At 65.7% G+C, this 20,466-nt stretch carries 15 protein-coding genes; 7 read left to right on the top strand and 8 right to left on the bottom strand.

Going from position 1 to position 20,466, the window contains the following annotated elements:
- Positions 1–90: 90 nt before the first annotated feature.
- A complete protein-coding gene (locus NOF55_RS12695) occupies positions 91–2,187 on the top strand; it encodes a hydantoinase/oxoprolinase family protein (RefSeq protein ID WP_306411753.1) in 2,097 nt (698 codons plus the stop codon).
- The gene (locus tag NOF55_RS12690) at positions 2,184–3,920 is read left to right on the top strand and encodes a hydantoinase B/oxoprolinase family protein (RefSeq protein ID WP_306411752.1); all 1,737 of its coding nucleotides are present in this window, start codon (positions 2,184–2,186) and stop codon (positions 3,918–3,920) included. The genes NOF55_RS12695 and NOF55_RS12690 overlap by 4 nt, the downstream gene beginning before the upstream one ends.
- A gap of 14 nt (positions 3,921–3,934) precedes the next feature.
- Here the strand turns inward: NOF55_RS12690 and NOF55_RS12685 are convergent, their stop codons facing one another.
- Complete coding sequence (locus NOF55_RS12685) at positions 3,935–4,735, bottom strand: ATP-binding cassette domain-containing protein (protein WP_306411751.1); 801 nt, start codon at positions 4,733–4,735, stop codon at positions 3,935–3,937.
- Positions 4,736–4,889: 154 nt separating this feature from the next.
- On the opposite strand from NOF55_RS12685, the gene NOF55_RS12680 reads away from it, so the two are divergent.
- From NOF55_RS12680 to fhuB, 4 genes are all read left to right on the top strand, one after another.
- The gene (locus NOF55_RS12680) at positions 4,890–5,774 is read left to right on the top strand and encodes a helix-turn-helix domain-containing protein (protein ID WP_306411750.1); all 885 of its coding nucleotides are present in this window, start codon (positions 4,890–4,892) and stop codon (positions 5,772–5,774) included.
- A gap of 188 nt (positions 5,775–5,962) precedes the next feature.
- Positions 5,963–8,101: a TonB-dependent siderophore receptor gene (locus NOF55_RS12675; protein WP_370868978.1), complete on the top strand. Its 2,139-nt coding sequence runs from the start codon at positions 5,963–5,965 to the stop codon at positions 8,099–8,101.
- 68 nt (positions 8,102–8,169) lie between these two features.
- Positions 8,170–9,045, top strand: a complete 876-nt coding sequence (locus NOF55_RS12670; protein ID WP_306411748.1) for an ABC transporter substrate-binding protein — start codon at positions 8,170–8,172, stop codon at positions 9,043–9,045.
- On the top strand, positions 9,029–11,023 hold the full coding sequence (gene fhuB, locus NOF55_RS12665) for a Fe(3+)-hydroxamate ABC transporter permease FhuB (RefSeq protein ID WP_370868977.1): 1,995 nt from the start codon (positions 9,029–9,031) through the stop codon (positions 11,021–11,023). The genes NOF55_RS12670 and fhuB overlap by 17 nt, the downstream gene beginning before the upstream one ends.
- Before the next feature lie 49 nt (positions 11,024–11,072).
- On the opposite strand, the gene NOF55_RS12660 is transcribed toward fhuB, so the two are convergent.
- Together NOF55_RS12660 and NOF55_RS12655 are read right to left on the bottom strand one after the other, a co-directional pair.
- Entirely contained in the window at positions 11,073–12,905 is a 1,833-nt protein-coding gene (locus tag NOF55_RS12660; protein ID WP_306411747.1) for a gamma-glutamyltransferase family protein, read from the bottom strand.
- A 54-nt stretch (positions 12,906–12,959) separates the two neighbouring features.
- Positions 12,960–14,177 (bottom strand): M24 family metallopeptidase, encoded by a 1,218-nt coding sequence (locus NOF55_RS12655; protein WP_306411746.1) that lies wholly within the window; start codon positions 14,175–14,177, stop codon positions 12,960–12,962.
- Between the two features lie 399 nt (positions 14,178–14,576).
- Here NOF55_RS12655 and NOF55_RS12650 point away from each other — a divergent pair, with 399 nt between their 5' ends.
- Complete coding sequence (locus tag NOF55_RS12650; RefSeq protein ID WP_306411745.1) at positions 14,577–15,236, top strand: GntR family transcriptional regulator; 660 nt, start codon at positions 14,577–14,579, stop codon at positions 15,234–15,236.
- A gap of 20 nt (positions 15,237–15,256) precedes the next feature.
- On the opposite strand, the gene NOF55_RS12645 is transcribed toward NOF55_RS12650, so the two are convergent.
- From NOF55_RS12645 to NOF55_RS12625, 5 genes are all read right to left on the bottom strand, one after another.
- Positions 15,257–16,123 carry an ABC transporter permease gene (locus NOF55_RS12645; protein ID WP_306411744.1) on the bottom strand — a complete coding sequence of 289 codons (867 nt, stop codon included), beginning with the start codon at positions 16,121–16,123 and terminating at the stop codon, positions 15,257–15,259.
- A gap of 76 nt (positions 16,124–16,199) precedes the next feature.
- Positions 16,200–17,252: an ABC transporter substrate-binding protein gene (locus NOF55_RS12640; protein ID WP_306411743.1), complete on the bottom strand. Its 1,053-nt coding sequence runs from the start codon at positions 17,250–17,252 to the stop codon at positions 16,200–16,202.
- Between the two features lie 48 nt (positions 17,253–17,300).
- Positions 17,301–18,359, bottom strand: coding sequence for an ABC transporter ATP-binding protein (locus NOF55_RS12635; protein ID WP_306411742.1), 1,059 nt, complete (start codon positions 18,357–18,359; stop codon positions 17,301–17,303).
- Entirely contained in the window at positions 18,360–19,193 is an 834-nt protein-coding gene (locus NOF55_RS12630) for an ABC transporter permease (RefSeq protein WP_306411741.1), read from the bottom strand. It abuts the gene before it with no gap.
- The gene (locus NOF55_RS12625; RefSeq protein ID WP_306411740.1) at positions 19,190–20,437 is read right to left on the bottom strand and encodes a metal-dependent hydrolase family protein; all 1,248 of its coding nucleotides are present in this window, start codon (positions 20,435–20,437) and stop codon (positions 19,190–19,192) included. The genes NOF55_RS12630 and NOF55_RS12625 overlap by 4 nt, the downstream gene beginning before the upstream one ends.
- Positions 20,438–20,466 lie beyond the last annotated feature (29 nt).

The following is a 20,466-nucleotide window of genomic DNA, read 5'->3' as shown; positions in this document are numbered from 1 at the left end:
AAACCCGTGCAACAAGCGAAGGAGGCCGCTTGACAGCGGCTCTGTCAAGCCATTAATTGTTCGTATACTAACAAATAATCAGGAACAGCCGTGTCTCAGTCTTCAAGCAGCGAACCGAAGGGCGGACTCTGTCCGCCGGACACCCAATCCCAGGTCGCGGGCATCGATGTCGGCGGCACGTTTACCGATCTCGTGCTGTTCGATGCCGCGAAAGGCACGGTGCGCCTCGCCAAGACGCCGACCACGCTCGACAACCAGGCGGCGGGCGTTCTCAACGCGCTCGACGCGGCCGAGGCCGATATCGCCGCGCTCGACCTGATCGTCCACGGCACGACGACCACGACCAACGCCGTTCTGGAACGCAACCTGTGCCGCACCGGCTTCATCACCACGCAAGGCTTCCGCGACGTGCTGGAACTCGGCCGCCGCACCCGCCCGCAGGCCTATGGCATGAAGGGCGTCTTCCGGCCCATCGTGCCGCGCGATCTCCGGGTGGAGGTTCCCGAACGGATGGACGCTTCGGGGCGGGAACTCGTGCCGCTCGACGAGCAGGCGCTGCGCGCGGCGCTGCAATATCTGGCCGAAAAGGACTGCGAGGCGGTCGTCATCCACTTCCTGCACGCCTATGCCAATCCGGCGCATGAACGGCGCGCCGGCGAGATCGCCGCCGAGGTCTGGCCGAACGGCAACATCACGCTCGGCCACGCGCTGCTTTCGGAAAGCCGCGAATTCGAACGCGGCGTGACGGCGGCCGTCAACGCCTCGGTGCAGCCCCTGCTGCGCCGCTATGTCGAGCGCCTCGCCGACCAGCTTGCCGCGCGCGGCTATGCCCACGAGGTGCTCGTCATGAACGGCAACGGCGGCATGGTCTCGGCCCGCCACGTGGCCGAGGAAGCTGCCAAGACCGTGATGTCCGGCCCCGCTTCGGGCGTCATGGCCGCGGCCTATACCGGGCGGCGGGCGAACATTCCCGATCTCATCACCTACGACATGGGCGGCACCTCGACCGACGTGGCGCTGATCCGCAACGCCGAACCGGCGGTCTCCAACGAGATCGAGGTCGAATATGCCATGCCGATCCACGTTCCGATGGTCGACGTGCGCACCGTCGGCGCGGGCGGCGGCTCCATCGCCCGCATCAATGCCGCCGGCCTGCTCCAGATCGGCCCGGACAGCGCCGGCGCCGACCCCGGCCCGATCTGCTACGGCAAGGGCGGCACCGAGCCGACCATCTCCGACGCCAACATGCTGCTCGGACGCCTCGATCCCGGACGGCTGAATTCGGTGCCGGGCGGCCCCTCGCTCGACCGGATCGCCGCCGTCTTCGCGGAAAAGCTCGGGCGGCCGCTCGGGCTCGACGCGGTGCAGGCCGCCGCAGCCGTGCTGAAGGTCGCCAACACCCGCATGGCGGACGCGGTGCGCATGGTGTCCGTCAGCCTCGGCGAGGACCCGCGCGACTTCGCGCTGTTCGCCTTCGGCGGCGCCGGGCCGCTGCATGCGACGGCGATTGCCCGCGAACTCGGCATTCCGAGAGTGCTCGCCCCGTCGCGACCGGGTATCACCAACGCGCTCGGCTGCGTCGTCGCCGATCTGCGCCACGATTTCGTCAACACCGTGAACCGGCCCCTGCAAGCCGCCGACATGGAGGCCGTGCATGGGCTTTTCGCGAAACAGTCGGAACAGGGGCGCCGGCTGATCGACAAGGAGGCCGTGGCGATCCGCGAAATCCGCGAAATCCATTCGGTCGACATGCAGTTCATCGGCCAGACCCATCTGCTGCGCGTGCCGCTCGACGGGCCGGTGCCAAGCCGCGAGGAGCTTCAAAGCCGGTTCGAGGCCGCCTATTTCCAGCGCTTCCACGTCGACCTGCCCGAGGTCCGGGCGAACCTCGTCAACGTCAACACCTCGATCATCGGGCGGCGGGCGGAAATCGACCTTTCCATTCTCATCGACCCGGCCGGCCGCAAGGCGACGCTAGCCGAGGCGCAGACCGGCACCCGCCGCGTCTGGTTCGGGAAGCCTGTCGAAACGCCGGTCTACTGGCGCGACCACCTGCCCGCCGACGCCGTCATCGAGGGGCCGGCCATCGTCGAGCAGATGGACACGACCATTGTCATCGAGCCGGGCGACCGGGCAGTACAGGACCGCGACGGCAACATCATCATCACCGTGGGAGAAGACCGATGAGCATCGACCCGATCACGCTCAGCGTCATCCAGTCCGGCCTGCAACAGGTCTGCGACGAGATGGACCTCACCTTCTCGCGCGCGGCCTTCTCGCCGGTCATCGCCGAGGCCAACGACCGTTCGGACGGCATCTATTCGGCGGAAGACGGCGCGCTGATCGCGCAGGGCGCGGGCGGCCTGCCCGTCTTCGTCGGCACGATGCAATATTCCACCCGCACGCTGATCGAGATGATCCGCGACGGACGGGCCGCCGCCCCGGTGCCGGGCGACATCTACATCGTCAACGACCCCTATCTCGGCGGCACGCACCTGATGGACGTGCGCTTCGCGATGCCCTTCTACCGCGACGGCGAGATCTTCTGCTGGCTTTCCAACACCGGCCACTGGCCGGATACCGGCGGCGCGGTGCCCGGCGGCTTTTCCGCCTCGGCCACCTCCGTCGAGCAGGAGGGCCTGCGGCTGCCGCCCGTGCGGCTGTTCAAGGAGGGCAAGCTGGACGAGGAGATCTATGCCATCATCCGTTCCAACATCCGCGTTTCCGAGCAGCGCATCGGCGACGTGAAGGCGCAGGCCGCCGCCCTTCTGGTCGGCGCGGAACGGCTCGGCCGCATTCTCGACCGCTACGGCGACGAGACCGTCAGGCAGGCGATCGGGGAACTGCGCACCCGCGCGGCGGAGCAGATGCGGGCCTGCATCCGCCTCATCCCGGAAGGCGTCTACCGCTCCGTCGCCCATATCGACAGCGACGGCGTGGTCAACGAGCCGCTGGAAATCCGCCTGGCGATCACGGCGAAGGGCGACACGCTCGAATTCGACTTCACCGGCTCGTCGAAGCCCTGCCTCGGCCCGATGAACTCGGTGCTCGCCACCACGCTCTCCTCCGTCTACCTCGCCATGCGCCATATCTTCCCGGACGTGCCGATCTCGGCCGGCGCCTTCGAGCCGCTGCTGGTGAAGCGCCCGGAAGGCACCTTCCTCGACGCTCATTATCCGCGCCCGGTCTCCGGCTGCGCGGCGGAAGTCAGCCAGCGGATCGCCGAGGCGGTGTTCCTCGCGCTGGTCGAGGCCCTGCCGGACCGCGTCACCGCAGCCCCCGCCGGCAGTTCCGGCAATTTCGCGCTGGGCGGCACCGACCCCGAACTCGGGCGCGGCTACGTCATGTACCAGATTTCCGGCGGCGGCTATGGCGGCAATATCGACAATGACGGGCTGGCGAACGGCTGCTCGACCATCGGCATTTCCAAGGCCCCGCCCGTCGAGATCATGGAACAGCAATTCCCGGTCCTCTATCACCGCTACGCGCTGCGCGAGGGTTCGGGCGGTGCGGGCCGCCACCGCGGCGGCTTCGGGCTCGACTACGAGATCGAACTGCGGCGGGGACAGGCGACGGCAAGCTTCGTGATGGACCACGGCCGCTTCGGCCCACCCGGCGCGCTCGGCGGCAAGGCCGGCAGGCCCAATTCCGTCACCATCTGGAAGGACGGAGAGGCGATCACGCCCGAACATCTCTCGAAGGCGCAGGACATTCCGCTCAAGCCCGGCGACCGCGTGCGCGTCGGCACGCCCGGCGGCGGCGGCTATGGCGATCCCATGACCCGCGCGCCGGAGGCCGTGGCCGAGGACGTGCGCCTCGGGCGCTATTCCCCGGAGGAGGCCGCCCGGCTGTTCGGGGTCGCCCTCACGGCGGACCACGGCGTCGATCCGGAGGCGACCCGGACGCTGCGGCAAGCCTGAGCGACGGCGTCCCCTTACCGGGCGAGGGCTGCCAGCCTTCCGCTCGACGGCTGGCGGATGATGTCCATGCGCACGTCGTAGATGCGGGAAAGCGCGTCGGCGGTCATCACGTCTTCCGGCGTGCCGTGGGCGATCAGCCGGCCGGAATGCAGCGCGACGATCTCGTCGCAGAAGCGTGCCGCCATGTTCACGTCGTGTAGGACGGTGATGACGGTGATGCCCTTTTCGCGGCAGAGGTCGCGGGTCAGCGACAGGACCTCGAGCTGGTGTCCGATGTCGAGCGCCGAGATCGGCTCGTCGAGCAGCAGGCAGGCCGCATCCTGCGCCACCAGCATGGCAAGCCAGACGCGCTGGCGCTCGCCGCCGGACAGGCTGTCGACCATCCGCTCCGCGAAGGCGGAAATTCCGGTGAGTTCGATCGCTTCCTCGACCTTCTCCCGGTCGATTGCACTGAAACGCCCCAGCGCGCCGTGCCAGGGATAGCGGCCGAGCGCCACCAGTTCCCTGACCAGCATGCCCGGCGCAGCGGGCGTGCGTTGCGGCAGATAGGCCAGGCGGCGGGCAAAGGCACGCGCGCCCCACGCGTCCAGAGGCCTGTCCTCGAAACGGATCGTGCCGCCGCTTGCCGCCTGCTGCCTGCCGATCAGCTTGAGAAGGGTCGATTTGCCCGAGCCGTTATGGCCGATCAGCGCAACGGACCTGCCTGCGGCGAGATCGAGCGTCAGCGGATGCAGGAGGACGCGCCCGTCGATCGCAAAGCTCACGTCCTTCAGCGACAGGACGGGTGGATTTCGATCGTCTGGAGTGAGCGACATAAGGCGATATCCCTTGCAGGCCGGCATCAATATGGAGAACCAGGGCCTGTTTCGTCAATTTCCCGGCCGCGGTCAATCACGTTCAGGGGCCGGGATTGAAGGCGGCCGACAAAGTTGATAAATTGCAACAAGTTTACTCGCACGGGGTTCCCGGATGACATTCCAGCCGCGGATGCAGAACAGGATCGAGGGGTTCTCGGTCATCGGCGGCCTCAAGCGCCGCTGCTGGAACGGCATCACCGCCGATCTCTGGGACGTGGAATGCGCCGCCTATGCCGGCGGCTACTATGTGGCGCGCGACCCGCGGCTCTTCATCCTCCTCGACCAGCGCGGCCGCGGCCGCCCGGACGTCAAGCTTTCGCCCCGGATGCGCGGCGCGCCGCAGGACAGCCGCGAGAGCCCGATCTCCTATATCCCCGCCGAAATGGATCTCTGGCTCGACATCACCGACGTGCAGTCCATCCGCCATCTCGATATCCACTTCGATGCCGACATCGTCAGCCAGCGGCTGATGGAGGAAATCGACCCGGACAAGCTCAGGTCCCCCCGGCTGCGGTTCTTCGACCGGCGCGTCATGGCGCTGGCCGAACTGATCGCCGGCGAGATCGCAGCTCCCGCGCCCCTGCACGATCTCTACGGCGACGGGCTGGCGCTGGCGCTGGTCATCGACGTGCTGAAGATGATGAAGACCCTGCCCCGCAAACGCGGCACGCTGGCCTCCTGGCAGCTTCGCCGCGCCACGGAGTTCATCACCGAAAACTGCATGCGCAACATCCGCTTGCAGGAACTCGCGGAACTGACCGGCCTGTCGCAATCGCATTTCAGCCACTCCTTCAAGGCTTCGACCGGGATGGCCCCGCACGACTGGCAGATGAAGGCGCGGCTGGACCGGGCAAAGGAACTTCTGCTCTCCGGCGATCAGCCTCTGACCTCCGTCGCCGCGGACACCGGGTTTTCCGATCAGGCGCATTTCACCCGGATGTTTCGCAAGCATACCGGCACGACGCCTGCCCGCTGGAAAAAGGTCAAGCGGGCCTAGGGTCAGGATCCGGGCGTTTTCGCAAAGATTTGCCCTCGCCAACAAGAATTGCCCAAAATCGTACAATTCTCGCAGATCGAGCCAAGCCGGCCCGGTTAATTTGAGTTAATCACTCACCTTAGCGAAGGCCGTCTCCGGGGGAGCGGCGGTGAAAAAGCGGGCGAGCGGGGCGGACAATGATTAAACGGATGAAGACGTCGACGATGCGGGCGGGCCTTGGCGCCGGCGTCGCAGTGCTGGGGATTTGCGCGGCGTGGTCGGCGCAGGCGCAGGCGACCGGCGGGGAAACGACGCTGGCGCCGATCGTCGTCGAGGGCGACAGCGAGGACGCGACCGGCCCGGTCCGGGGCTACGTGGCGAAACGCACGACGACCGGCTCCAAGACCGACACGCCCGTCAACGAGATTCCGCAATCCGTTTCCGTCATCGGCAAGCAGGAGATGGAGGACCGCGGCACGGTCAGCAAGATGGACCAGGCGCTTCTCTATACGCCCGGCGTCTTCGCCCAGCCCTACGGCTCGGACCCGGATACGGACTGGGTATATGTGCGCGGTTTCAATGCGTCGCAGACCGGCCTGTTTCTCGACAACCTGGCCCTTACGAGTCATTCCTACGGCAACTTCCAGATCGATCCGTTCCTGCTGGAGCGTGTCGAGGTCCTGAAGGGGCCGGCCTCCGTGCTGCTCGGCGGCGCCAATGCCGGCGGCGTCATCAACCTGGTGCGCAAGCGCCCGACCGACGAGCCCTATTACTACACGGAAACCGGCATCAACTCGAACGGCAACGCCTTCTTCGGCTTCGATCTTTCCGACAAGGTCAGCGAGGACGGCACCGTCACCTACCGCCTGACCGGCAAGATCGCCGGCGGGGACAACTACACCGACTACAGCGAGGACCTGCGCGGCTTCATCATGCCGCAGTTCACCTACGCGCCCGATGACGCCACGAACCTGACGATCTGGGCCCATATCAGCGGGCTCGACCAGCGTCATACGACCAACGGCCTGCTTCCCTATGGCGGCACGGTCGTCGACGCAGGCTACGGCAGGATCGACCGTGACGCCTTCATCGGGCAACCGGATTTCGACGATGGCACGGCCGTGCAGAAGATGATCGGCTATGAGTTCGAACATGAATTCGAGGGCGGCTGGACATTCACCCAGAACGCGCGCTACGCCAATCTCTACAAGCACGAGAAGTACGTCTACCCCTTCGACCTCGACCAGACCGACGCGACGATCGGCGTTTACGGGGAAGACATCACTTCGAAGGCAGACGCATTCAACATCGACAATCGCCTCGAAAACGAATTCGACCTCGGGGGAACGTCGCACAGGGTGATGGCCGGCATCGACTATCGCTACTATCGCCTGCACACCGACCAGTTCGCGACGCCCTTCGGCAGTCTTCCGCCGTTCGACCCGAACAACCCGGACTATGATTTTCCCGTCGACCTGGTCCGCAACCTGAATCAGGTCTACACGATCAATCAGGTCGGCATCTATCTTCAGGACCAGATCAAATTCGGCGACGGCTGGATCGTGACGCTGAACGGCCGCTACGACTACCTCAGCAACGAGATCGAGGATCGCTTTGCGGGAACGGCGAGCTACTCCACCGACGATACCGCCTGGAGCGGCCGCGCCGGTCTGGCCTACGAATTCGACAACGGCCTGACGCCTTACGTCAGCGTTGCGTCGTTCTTCAGCCCGCTGGTCGGCACCAGCGCCGACGGGCCGCTGAAGCCCGAGGAAGGCTATCAGTACGAGGCCGGCGTGAAGTACGAGCCGACCTGGCTCGACGGCAGCCTGACCGCGTCCGTCTTCGACATCACCAAGCAGAACTACACCGTCAACGTGCCGGCCCTCGGCGACAGGCAGGTCGGCGAGGTTCGCTCGCGCGGCGTCGAGGTCGAGGGCAAGTTCAACATCAACGAGAACTGGAAGGCGATCGCCGCGGCGTCCTATACGGATCTCGAATTTACCGAGAACCCCGGTCTGGTCGGAAACACGCCCAATGTCGTGCCGAACGTCGTCGCCTCGCTCTGGCTGGACTACACTGTCACGCAGGGGCCGCTGGAAGGGCTGGGCTTCGGCGCGGGCGTCCGCTATCGTGGCAAGTCCTGGGCGGACGACGCCAACACCCTGCGCGTTCCCGACGCGACTGTCTTCGACGCGGCGATCCGTTATGAAAAGAACGACTGGAAGGCGTCGCTGAACGTCGCCAATCTCTTCGACAAGGAGTATGTCGCGGGCTGCAACACGCAGTATTTCTGCGGCTACGGCGAAGCCCGCACAGTGACGTTCAAGGTCAGCAAGGTCTGGTAGGCCCGCCATTTCCCGGGTGACGCCTGCGGGAAGGCCGGGCTTCGCATGCGATTGGAGACATATCGAAAGTGCCGTTGTTCACCCGCCGCGGGATGCTTGCCGGAACCGCCGCCTTCGCCGCTGCGGGCCGCGCCCCTGCGCAAACGGCGGGGCCGCGCGTCGCGACGCTGGACTGGGCGCTTCTGGAAACGCTGCTCGCCATCGGCGCCAACGTCGTCGCGGCGAGCGAGCTGCGCCAGTTCCGGCAGGTCGCGGTCACGCCCGAGGTTGGCGAGGGCACGATGGATATCGGCCTGCGCGGCACGCCGAATTTCGAAGCGCTCCACGCCGCCCGCCCCGACCTGATCTTCAATACGAATTTCTATGCCTGGGCCGATCCGCTGATGCGCCGCATCGCGCCGGTCGAAAACCATGCGATCTACATGCCCGGCGAAAGCCCCTATACGCTTGCGGAACGGGCGACGCTGGCAATCGGCGAGCGTTTGCAGCTGCCGGCGGCGCGGCGGACGGTCAACGAACTCGCCGCCCGGCTGGATCGCTACAGGGCCCTCTTCGCCGGCGGCGACGGCCGGCCCGTCCTGCCGATCAATCTCGGCGATGCACGCCATTATCGGGTCTTCGGCTCCGACAGCATGTTCGGCGAAGTCCTGAAGCGCGTCGGCCTGACCAATGCCTGGACCGGCACGACCAGCTATTCGGCCACCGCGCCGCTCGGCATCGAGACGCTTGCCTCGATGCCCGAGGCCTGGATCGTCCTCATTCCGCCGCATCCGGAGGATGCCGTCCGGGCGCTGACCGCAAGCGCGTTCTGGAAGGCGCTGCCTGCCGTGCGGGACAACCGCGCGCTGACGGTCGGCTCGATCAATCCCTACGGAGCGCTTCCGGCAGCGGGCCGCTTTGCCGATTTCCTCGCGGAAAGGTTTTCCCGTGCCCGGAACGGCTAGTCTTTCCCTGCCGGTGCGCGCCGGCCTGCCGTCCGTCCTGCCCGCCGCCGCGCTTGGCGCCGCCTGCATCGCCTCGTTCGTCCTGCTTCTGGTCTTGCGCCCGCATGTGCCGGGAGACGCATCGGACGCTGCGGCGCTCGACGCCATCCTGCTGTGGAACAGCCTTCTGCCGCGGGCCGCCATCGCGCTGATCGCCGGCGCGGCGCTCGGCCTTGCCGGCGCATTGCTGCAAAGGGTGTTGCGCAATCCGATCGCCGACGCCTCGACGCTCGGCATCGCCTCCGGCGCGCAACTGGCCCTGACGCTGAGCCTGGGTTTCGCCCCTCTCCTTACCGGCCTGTCGCGGGAGCTGGTCGCCTTCGCCGGTGGGCTCGCCGCGGTCGTCATCGTGCTGGCGCTCAGCTGGCGGCGCGGGCTCGACCCGGTCACGGTGGCGATCTCCGGCATGATCGTCAGCCTGATCGCGGCGTCGCTCAGCGTGACGCTGGTGCTGGCACGCGGCGAATATGCGATGTCGATCCATATCTGGGGCGCGGGCGCGCTCAACCAGCAGGACTGGAGCGGCGTGATCGCGCTGGCACCCCGGCTTGCCGCCGGCATCCTTGCCGCCATGCTGCTGCTCAGGCCGCTGAATATCCTGACGCTCGACGATGCCAGTGCCAGAAGCCTGGGTGTCGCGCTCCATGCGGCGCGGTTCGCGATCCTCGTCCTTGCCGTCTGGCTGGCCGCATCCGTCACCGCAACGGTCGGCATCATCGGCTTCCTGGGGTTGGCCGCGCCGAGCATCGCAAGGCTCTGCGGCGCGCGCACGACCGGACAGGTGACGATGGCGGCGCCGCTGACCGGTGCCGGCGTGCTTTTCCTTGCCGATTGCCTGACGCAATTGCTGGGGTCCGGCTTTTCCGATCTCGCCCCGACCGGCGCTGCCACCGCCCTCTTCGGCGGGCCGCTGCTTCTCTTGCTGCTTCCGCGCGTGCATGGGGTCCCGGCCGTGACCGCCACGGCCGATACCGCCCTGCGCCAGCTTCGAAAGCCGGCTGTCGCGCTCGCGCTGCTGGCGGCGGCGCTCGCCGTCCTTTTTGTCCTCGTGCTTGCCCTCGGTCCGGCGGATCGCGGCTGGAGCCTTGCGCTCGGGCCGCTTTTTTCCGAACTCCTGCCATTCCGCCTGCCGCGCATCGTGGCGGCCGGCGGCGCGGGCGCCATGCTGGGCGCGGCCGGCTTCGTCATGCAGCGCGTGACCGGCAACCCGATCGCCAGTCCCGAAGTGCTCGGCGTTTCGGCCGGCGGCGGCGCGGGACTGACGGCGACGCTCCTTCTCTTCGGCTTCCCCTCGCCCCCGGTCATGCTGCTCGGCATGGCGCTCGGCGCGCTTGCCGCCTTTCTGGCGATGATCGCAATCGCCGGCCGATCCGGACTTTCCGCCGAACGCCTTCTGCTTGCCGGCATCGCCATCGGCGCCTTTTCGATGGCGGTCGTCAGCATGGTGCTCGCCCAGGGCGACATGCGCAGCTACATCCTGCTGACGTGGCTTTCCGGATCGACCAATCGCGCCGGCGCTTTCGAGGCCTGGGCGGCGGCGATCTCGCTCGTCGTGCTGACGGCGCCGCTCTTCGCCATGACCCGCTGGCTGACCATCCTGCCGCTCGGCAGCGGCCTTTCCCGCAGCGTCGGCCTTCCCGTTCTGCCGGCCCGCCTGTTGCTGGCGGTCCTCGCGGCCACGCTGACGGCGATTTCGTCGTTTCTGGTCGGGCCATTGAGCCTCACCGGCCTGATCGCGCCGCACCTTGCCCGGCTGATCGGCTTCCAACGGCCGCATCACCAGCTTCTGGCGGCGATCCTCATCGGCGCCGGCGTCCTGATGGCGGCCGACTGGCTGTCGCGGGTGGTCATCTACCCCTATCAGGTGCCGGTCGGCCTCTTCGCCGCGCTGATCGGCGGGCCCTATCTTCTCTGGCTACTCGGGCGGAAAGCGCAATGAGCCGGCTCACCGGGCTCGGGCGCACCCTTCGCGAACGGGCGGCGCACTGTCAGCGCGCGACCGCATATCCCTGCATGCCGCGGGGGTTGGCGGCGGCTTTCACGAGCTGAACGTCTCCGTCCATTTCGCGGGCGACGGCGGAAAGACGGCCTTCCGACCACGGATCGCCGACGGTCAGCACATGGCCCTTCGCGGCAAGCTCCCGCTGCACCTGCGGCGGAAAACGCCCTTCGAGCGTCACGCCGCCGCGGCTGATCTCGCGCGGCCAGAAGGAACTCGGCAGGTGATCCGTGTGGAAGGAGGGCGCATCGATCGCCTCCTGCAGATTCATGCCGGCATGAACGTGACGCAGGAACATGACGAGCTGCCACTGGTCCTGCTGGTCGCCGCCCGGCGTCCCGAAGGCCATGTAGGGCCTGCCGTCGCGGTAGACCATCGAGGGCGTCAGGGTCGTGCGCGGGCGCACGCAGGGCCGCAGCGTGGAATTCAGCCCCTCTTCCAGCCAGAACATCTGCCCGCGCGTCGTCAGGCTGAAACCGAGGCCGGGAATGACGGGGCTCGACTGGAACCAGCCGCCGGATGGCGTCGCCGAAACCATGTTGCCCCAACGGTCCACGCTGCTCACGTAGACGGTATCGCCGCGCTGGGCACCCTCGCGCGACAGGGAGGGTTCGCCCTGTCGATCATTGGGCAGGTCCGGCGTGCGGGCGACCGTCGGTTCGCCGCCGCCCAGACCCGGCTGGGCGATGGTGCCGACCGTGCGCAACGGCGGCATGTTGCAGTTGCGTCCGTCGGGCGCTCCCGGACGGATGTCCAGCGACGCCGTTTCGCCGATCAGCGTCCTCCGTGCATCCGCATAGGCCGCAGACAACAATGTGTCGAGCGGCACGTCCGGGCTGTCGCCATACCAGGAATCCCGGTCGGCCATCGCCAGCTTGACGGTTTCCACCACCAAGTGGACGAAATCCGCGCCGAGCGGATCGAGATCGGCGATGTCGGTGCCCTTGAGGATCTGCAACATCTGCAAAAGCACCGGCCCCTGGGACCACGCTCCGCACTTGAAAACCTCGAAATCGCCGTAGGCAACGGAGACGGCCTTTTCCACCCGGGGCCGATAATCCGCCATGTCCTGCGCGGTCAGCAGGCCCCGGTGGTGCCGGCCGGAGACGTCCCAGACGTCCTGCCTCGCGCAATAGTCTCCTATCGCTTCGGCGACAGGGCCGCGATACCAGAAATCATAGGCGGCCTGAATGCGTGCTTCGCGGCTGCCGGCACCTTTGGCATGATCGAGAATCGTGCGGTAGAGCGTGGCGATCTGCGGGTTACGAAACAGCTTTCCGGCCTGCGGCACGGCTCCACCGGGCAGATAGATCTCCGCAGAGCCTGGCCAATGCGTCGTGAACAGGTCCTTCATCGAGGCGATGGTGTTCGATATCCGCGGCACGATCGGATGTCCGTGTTCGGCATAATGGATCGCGGCGGAAAGGACGTCCTCCAGCTCGGCCGTGCCGTGATCGCGCAGCAGGGTCAGCCAAGCACCGAAAGCGCCGGGAACGCAGGCCGGCAGCAGGCCGGTGCCGGGAATGATGTCCAGCCCCAGGTCCCGGAAACGGGCGATCGTCGCTTTTGCCGGTGACGGTCCCTGTCCCGAGATTACGACCGGCTCATCCGCGCCGGCGGGCGTTACGATGATCGGCACCTCGCCGCCCGGCCCCACCAGATGAGGCTCGACGATCTGGAGGACGAACCCGGCGGCGACGGCAGCGTCGAAGGCCGTATGCCCCTTTTCGAGCAGCGACATGCCGGCGGCGGAGGCCAGCCAGTGGGTCGTCGCCACCGCGCCGAAGGTGCCCCGAAGCTCGGGGCGTGTGGTGAAGGTCATGACGAAACCGCTTCTTCCATGAGTGACGTTCCCTCGCCGGACCGGGCCTGCCTTTCACGCTTCCGCGGCGAAGGGATCGTCGATGTCCCGCGCCGGGGGCGAGAACCAGTGCGCTCCATCTTCGGCCATGTAGACGCAATCTTCCAGACGCACGCCGAATTCGCCATAGCTGGTGATCATGGGCTCGATCGAAAAGCAGTTGCCGGGCTCAATCCTGGCCGTGTTGCCGCGCACGACATAGCCGTATTCGTGCGTATCGAGGCCGATGCCGTGGCCGGTGCGATGCGGCAGGCCGGGAACGCCGTAATCCTTCTCGAAGCCGGCAGCCTCGACGACGGCGCGGGCCGCAAAGTCGACCTCCTCGAACGTCGCACCGGGCTTCGCGGCGTCGAAGCCGGCCTGCTGGGCTTTGGCCTCGGCGTTCCAGATGAAGCGCTGGCGTTCGTTCGCCTCCCCGAACACATAGGTGCGGGTGTTGTCGGAGCGGTAGCCGCCATAGGTCCCGCTGATATCGACCAGAACGACGTCGCCCTGCTTCAGGGTCTGCGCATAGGGAACGCCGTGCGGGAAGGCGGTCGCCTCGCCGAACAGGACGATGCCGCTGCCGGTCGGCAGAACCGCACCGCAAACCGTGTAGGCCTGGCGGATGAACTGCATGACCTCGGTCGTGGTGATGCCTTCGTGCAGAAACGCCGCGGTCGCCTTCTGGACCGCATAGGTGATCCTGTTGGCCTGCTTCATCAGCGCCAGTTCCTGTTCCGACTTGCGGATGCGGCAGGCGCCGACGATCACCGCGCCGTCGACGTAATCATAGGCGTTGGCTGCGGTGCGCAGGCCATTGAAGATGAAGAACGGCGTCTGCGGATCGATGGCGACGACACCCGTCTCGATGCCCTTGCGGCGAAGGATGTCGATGACCAGCCGGGTCGGGTCCTCGTGCTCGTGCCAGCCGCGGACCTCCTCGCCGAAGGAGATCATCTCGCGCGTCTTCGGGATTTCGAAGTTCGGGCAAATATAGGTGATCTCGCCTTCCGCCGGGATGATCGCCCCGTGCAGGCGCTCGCTCAGCGTCAGCTGGATGCCGGTGAAGTATTGCAGGTTCTTCGAGGTATCGAGATAGAGCGCGGCAATGCCCTTCTCGCGCATCAGCGCCTGGGCGCGCTCCACCCGCCGGATATATTCATCCGTTGCGATAAGGGGAACAGGCGGAAACTTTCCCTCGAGCTTCGCCAGTTCGGCTTCGGCAGACGAGCCTCCCACACCTTTGGTCATTCCGATCTCTCCTGATCACGTCCAAGACACGTTGAAAATCGTCCGAAGCCATTGCCGAAAACGGCCACCCCAGCTTCCCAAGCCGCCCGCACCGACATCCATTTCTGGATAATGTATATCATATTCAGGCGATGACAATAACGCTCTTTGCCGGATTCTGTCCGCCCGGACGGCCCCCGGAGACGGAAAAGCGGCATGGATTGACCTGAACCGTCCAGCCCTGTAGTCCATCTGCTTTCAGCAGAATAACAACGATGACGGGAAGACGAGGAAGCGGGCCGAACCTCTGGTGGGGACCGGGAGAGCACCCCTCTTGATCATTCAAAAGGGAATGCTATATTTGTATACAGTATACAAATACTATCAATTAAGTCATCGACGCGCGGCAGGGCAAAAAGCATGGAACCGTCATTCAAGCATCAAACGCTCTCGGATGCCCTGCTGAACGAGATCCGCGAGGCCATCCTTTCGGGCAAATATCCGGCGGGCCAGCAATTGCGGCAGGACAGGCTCGCGACCGAATACGGCGTCAGCCGCATTCCGATCCGCGAGGCTCTTTTCCAGCTGGAGGCCGAAGGCCTCGTCCGCATCGTTCCCCGCCGGGGAGCCGTCGTCTCCGAGCTTTCCGCATTGGAGATCGACGACGTGTTCGAATTGCGTCTCCTGCTCGAAACCCGGCTCTTCCGCCGCTCGGCGCCGCTTCTGACGGACGACGACATCGAGCAGGTCAAGGACATAGAGGCGCGCTACCGGCAGGCCATTGAACAGGACCGGGCGAGCCTCTACGGGGAACTGAACGCGGAGCTGCATTCGGCGCTTTACAAGCGGGCCGACCTGCCCCGCACCGGACAGATGGTCGCCTCGCTGCTGCAAACCAGCGAGCGCTACACCCGCATCCATCTTTCGAGCCCGGAGGCACTGACCCGCGCGATCCGGGAGCATGTGGACCTGATCAGGCTGGTCGAACGGAAGGAATTCGACAAGGCCGAGCAGGCCCTCGAAGCGCATATCAGAAGCGTTCACACCGATCTTCTGAAGGTCGCCGCCAGCGAGCGGTGAATCACGGCCTCCCTGTCGTGTCAGGCGCGGAACTTCTGCCGTGTGATGATCCCGACCAGAATCGTCAGAAGCAGGGTCGTCGTCATCAGGATGAAGGCGATGGCAGCCGAACCGGGCCAGTTGTTCAGGCGGAACTGGTCGTAGATCAGCGGCGACATCATCCTGAAGCTCGGCCCGCCCAGCAGAACCGGCGTGGCATAGGCGTTCATGGCCAGAATGAAGGTCAGTATCGTGCCGGCGGCGACGCCCGGCAACGCCAACGGCAGCAGGACACGCCTGAACATCTGCATGGGACGCGCGCCCATGCTGAAGGCCGCCTCCTCGACATTGCGGTTGATGCTTTCGATGACGCTCTGGAGCGAGAGGATCATGTAGGGCAGGTTGACCGCGATGATGCCGACGACGACCGCGAATTGCGTGTACATGATTTCGATCGGCTGATCGATGATGCCGATCTTCATCAGGGTGACGTTGAGCAGACCGCGATTGCCGAAGAAACTCATCCAGCCCGCGGCACGCACCGCGTTGCCGACGAAAAGCGGCACGACGACGCCGATGATCATCAGGTTCTTGTAGCGCGATTGCGTTCTCGCCAGCACATAGGACAGCGGGAACGCCAGAACGAGGCAGATGGCGGTGCAGATGAACGCCACCCACAGCGTCGTGTAATAGGCCGAGAGATAATAGGTGTCCGTGAAGAACTTCACGTAGTTCTCGAGACTGAAGGCGTCGATCATCAGAAGCCGCGGATCGAACCTGTTGAAGCTGTAGCGCAGCAGATAGAGCATGGGGCCGATCACACCGAGCGCGGCGACGAAGGTCGCCGGCCCGATGAGGGCGGTCGCCGTCAGCGACCGCCCGGCTCCGGAATGTCCGGCTCCCGTCATGATCTGACCTCCCCTGAAGTCGGACGAAAGGTTATCCGGTCGCGAGTGGCGACCACGCGCATGGAGCCGGACAGCATCAGGCCTTGAACTCCTTGTCCCACCAATCCTTCATCTCCACGTCGTTGTTGAGGATGAATTCCTGGTCGATGGTCTGGATTTTCGCGACTTCTTCCGGCGTGAAGCCGATGCGGCTCTTGAGGTCGGCGTCGATGCCGGCATTTTCCACCGTTCCGTCATAGCCCATGTCGACCGCGAAAGCCTGCTGGGCGGCGGGTTCGAGGGAGGCGTTGATATAGGCATAGGCGCCCTCGACGTTCGGGGCGTTCTTCGGAATGACCATGCCGGAGGTGTAGGGCAGGATGCCCTCGCTCGGCGTCACCGCCTCGACCTTGATGCCGGCATTCTGCCATTGCACCGCGCGGGCCTTCCACATGATGCCGCCGCCGATCTCACCCGTCTGGAGCCCCTGGGCGAAGGCCTCGTTGGTCGGATAGATGCGGCCGCCCGCCTTGCGGATTTCCAGAAGCAGCTTCTTGCCGTCGTCCATCGCCGTCAGATTTCCGCCGGCGGCAAGGGCCGCGGCCAGCATGACATACTGGTACTGGATGTCGATGATGCCCAGCTTGTTGCCCAGTTCCGGCGACAGGATGCCGGCATAGCTCGAAGGGGCGGAAGGGATCAGCTCGGGATTAAAGAGCACGACCTTGCCCGAATAGATGTGCGGCACGCCGTAGCCGTCGCGCATGGACGGCAGAAGGTGTTCGGCGTTCGGGATGCGGCTGTAGTCGATCTCCTGGGTCAGGCCGAGCTGGAAGACCTGATACATGTTGGAGCCGTTGAGGCCATGCACGTCGACCGAGCCGCGCGGCAGGCGCCGCTCGGCGGCCAGCTTGGCGCGGCGTTCGGGGTCGCCCGCCTGGTCCTGCACCACTTCCCAGCCCTGCGGGATGAGGAAGGGCTGCTCGATGTTCTTGTTCAGCAGGCGGGCATAGTCGCCGCCCCAGGTGCCGACGACGACCCGGCCGCCGGCCGCAAAGCCGGGCCGGACGCCCATCGCCACGGCGAGACCGACCCCGGCCCCGACACCCTTGATGAAATCACGACGCTTGAACTTGGAAAGGCTGATCATGGTTCTGTTCCCTTTTATTGTTGAAATTGGCTATCGCATGAAAAACGCTCAGGATTTCGGCATGTCCGCGAAAACGGCCGCGCCCGACGACCAAGCCACGTGGACCGTATCGCCGACGCCCGGCAGTTCCAGGCCTTCATTGTTCGTCACCTGGGCGATGACGACATCCTCGTTGTTGAGACGGACATGAATGTCGATGCTGCCGCCCATATAGGATACGAATTCCACGACACCGGGGAAGCAGTTTGCCGCCCCGGCGACCGGTTCGTTGGCGATGCGCACGCGCTCCGGGCGAACGGCCATCACCGCGCTTCCGACCAGCTTGCGGTCCGAAACGATTTCGAGGCCGCCGGTGCTGATGAATTTGCCGCCGCTGAAACGGCCGCGAAGGAAACTGCTGCGGCCGACGAAGGACGCCACGAATTCGGTCTTGGGATGGTCGTAAAGGTCGCGCTGGCTTCCCACCTGGCAGATCCGGCCCTCGCTCATCACCACCAGCCGGTCGGCCATCGTCAGGGCCTCCTCCTGGTCGTGCGTCACCATGATGGCCGTGATGCCCAGCCTTTGCTGGAGATTGCGGATTTCCACCCGCACCTCCTGCCGCAGCTTGGCGTCGAGGTTGGAAAGCGGCTCGTCGAGCAGCAGCACGTCCGGCTCGAACGCCAGCGCCCTTGCGAGCGCCACGCGCTGCTGCTGGCCGCCGGACATCTGTCGCGGATAGCGTTCCGCCAGATGGCCGAGCCGCACCAGCTGGAGGGCTTCCTCGACGCGCGGGCGGATCTGCGCCTTGGGCACCTTGCGCATTTCGAGCCCGAAGGCGACGTTCTGGGCGACGGTCAGATGCGGGAACAGCGCGTAGTTCTGGAAGACCAGACCTGTGCTTCGCTCCCACGGCGGCAGGTCGGTCACATCCTTGCCGCCGATGCGGATGGTTCCGGCGGTCGGCTCGATGAAGCCGGCCACCATGCGCAGCGTCGTCGTCTTGCCGCAGCCGGACGGCCCGAGCAGGATCAGAAACTCGCCGTCCGCAATGTCGAGGTTGATGTCCTCGGCGGCCCGGAAATCGCCGTAGATCTTCGAAATCGATTCCAGTTCCACTCTTGCCATTTACACTACCCGGCTGATTTTGACGAAGCGGTCGGTGATCAGCATTGCCGCGATCACGATGAGGATCTGCAACACGGAAATCGCCGCGATGGTCGGGTCGATCTTCCATTCCAGATACTGGAGAATTGCGATGGGCAGGGTCGTCGCCCCCGGCCCGACCAGAAACAGGCTGAGTTCCAGATTGCCGAAGGACGACACGAAGCCGAAGATGGCCCCCGCGACGACACCGGGAAGAACCGCCGGCATCGTTATCCTGCGAAAGGCGACGAACGGCGTCGCACCGAGGTTCTGCGCCGCCTCTTCCAGCGTGCGGTCGAAGCCGACGAGGCTTGCGGTGATGAGGCGGACGCTCCACGGAATGACCAGCAGCACATGCCCGAGCACGAGGCCCGCCGTCGAGCCGAGCAGGGGAATACCGGTGGCGATCTCGCCTTCCACCTGGAATATATAGAGGCCGAAGCCCAGCACGATCCCCGGAATGATCAGCGGCATCAGCAGGAGGTTGCTGACGGCCCCGCGTCCCCGGAACGTCCAGCGCGTCAGGGCAACCGCGGCAGGCAGGGCGAGTGCCAGGCCGATCACGGTGGCGATGACGCCGACCTGCACGCTGAGGATGAGCGCGTCGATGAAACGCCTGTTGCCGATGGCGGCGGCATACCACGCCGTCGAATAGCCGTCCGGGGGGAAGGACGGAATTTCCTGCCTGTAGAAGGACAGCCAGATCACGAAGATCAACGGCAGCAGGATGAACAGGAAGACGGCGCCGGCGGCGGCGTGAAGCCCCGTTCGCCGATAGTTCCAGCGTCTCCGGCGCGGCACGATGACATTGCTCACGCGATGACCTCCAGTTCGTTCTTGTGAAAGACACCGCCTTTCATGATGACCGGCATGTGGGCGCCCTGCCCTTCCAGCAGCGAGATGTTCTTCAGCGGATCGCCGTCCACCAGGATCAGGTCGGCCCAGGCGCCGGGCGCCACGGTTCCGAGCTGCCCCGGCCTGCGCACGACTTCCGCGGCGATGGTCGTGGCGGAGCGAATGACCTCGATCGGCGTCTGCACTTCCGTGCGGATGGAAAACTCGCGGCTCTGGTCTTCGGCCAGTTCGCCGAGAAGATCGGTGCCGTAAGCGACCTTCACGCCCGCTTCCCGGCAGATTTCCAGCGAGCGGAAACCGCTTTCCAGCACCATGTCGTTCTTTTCCAGCATGATCGCCGGCATGCCGTAGGAGGCCGCGCGCTCCTTCATCGCCACATAGGCGACGAGGTTGGCGACCAGATAGGCGCCGTGCCGGGCCATGACGGCTGCCGCCGGCGCATCGATGAGATTGCCGTGCTCGATGGTCCGCACGCCGAGCGACACGGCGCGGCTGATCGCCTTCGGCGTGTAGGCATGGGCGCAGACGTAGCGGCCGAACGCCTCCGCCTCCTCGACCGCCGCCAGGATTTCGCCATCGGAGAACTGGTCGGATTCGAGCGGATCGTTCGGCGACGCCACCCCGCCGGACACCATCAGCTTGATATGGTCGCTGCCCTGGCGCAATTGCTCGCGGACCGCCCTGCGCACCTCGTCCTCGCCGTCGACGATGAGGCGCAGGAAGGCGAACCCGTTGCAGCACAGGCAGGGATAGCCCGGATTGGTGCGGGCGCGGCCGTCGCTATGCCCGCCGGTCGGCCCCATCGAACGGCCGGCGATGAACAGGCGCGGCCCCGGAATGAGACCCTGATCGACCGCCGCCTTCATGCCCCAGTCCGTGCCGCCGGCATCGCGGACCGTGGTGAAACCCCGGTCGATCATCTGCTTCAGCCGCCGGGCGCCGCGCGCGGAGGCAAGCGTCAGGGGCATGTCCTCCATGCGGCGCGTATAGACTTCCGAATGCATGGAATGCACGTGGCAATCGATGAGGCCGGGCATCATCACCCTGCCGCCGGCATCGATGACGCGGGCGCTTTCGGTACGGATCGGCGTGTCGGATACCTCCCGGATACGGTCGCCCTCGACCAGCACCTCGTAACCGTCGCGCACCTCGTCGAAGGAAGGATCGAGAAGACGCAGGTTCCTGAAGAGAATGGGTGAAGTCATTGTCATATCCCGTCTCCCTCGAAGGGCAT

This window comes from Ectorhizobium quercum (genome assembly GCF_026552795.1).
Taxonomy (GTDB): Bacteria; Pseudomonadota; Alphaproteobacteria; order Rhizobiales; family Rhizobiaceae; genus Ectorhizobium; species Ectorhizobium quercum.
Note: the sequence above shows the minus strand (reverse complement) of the source record. Positions and strands in the feature narration are given on the sequence as shown.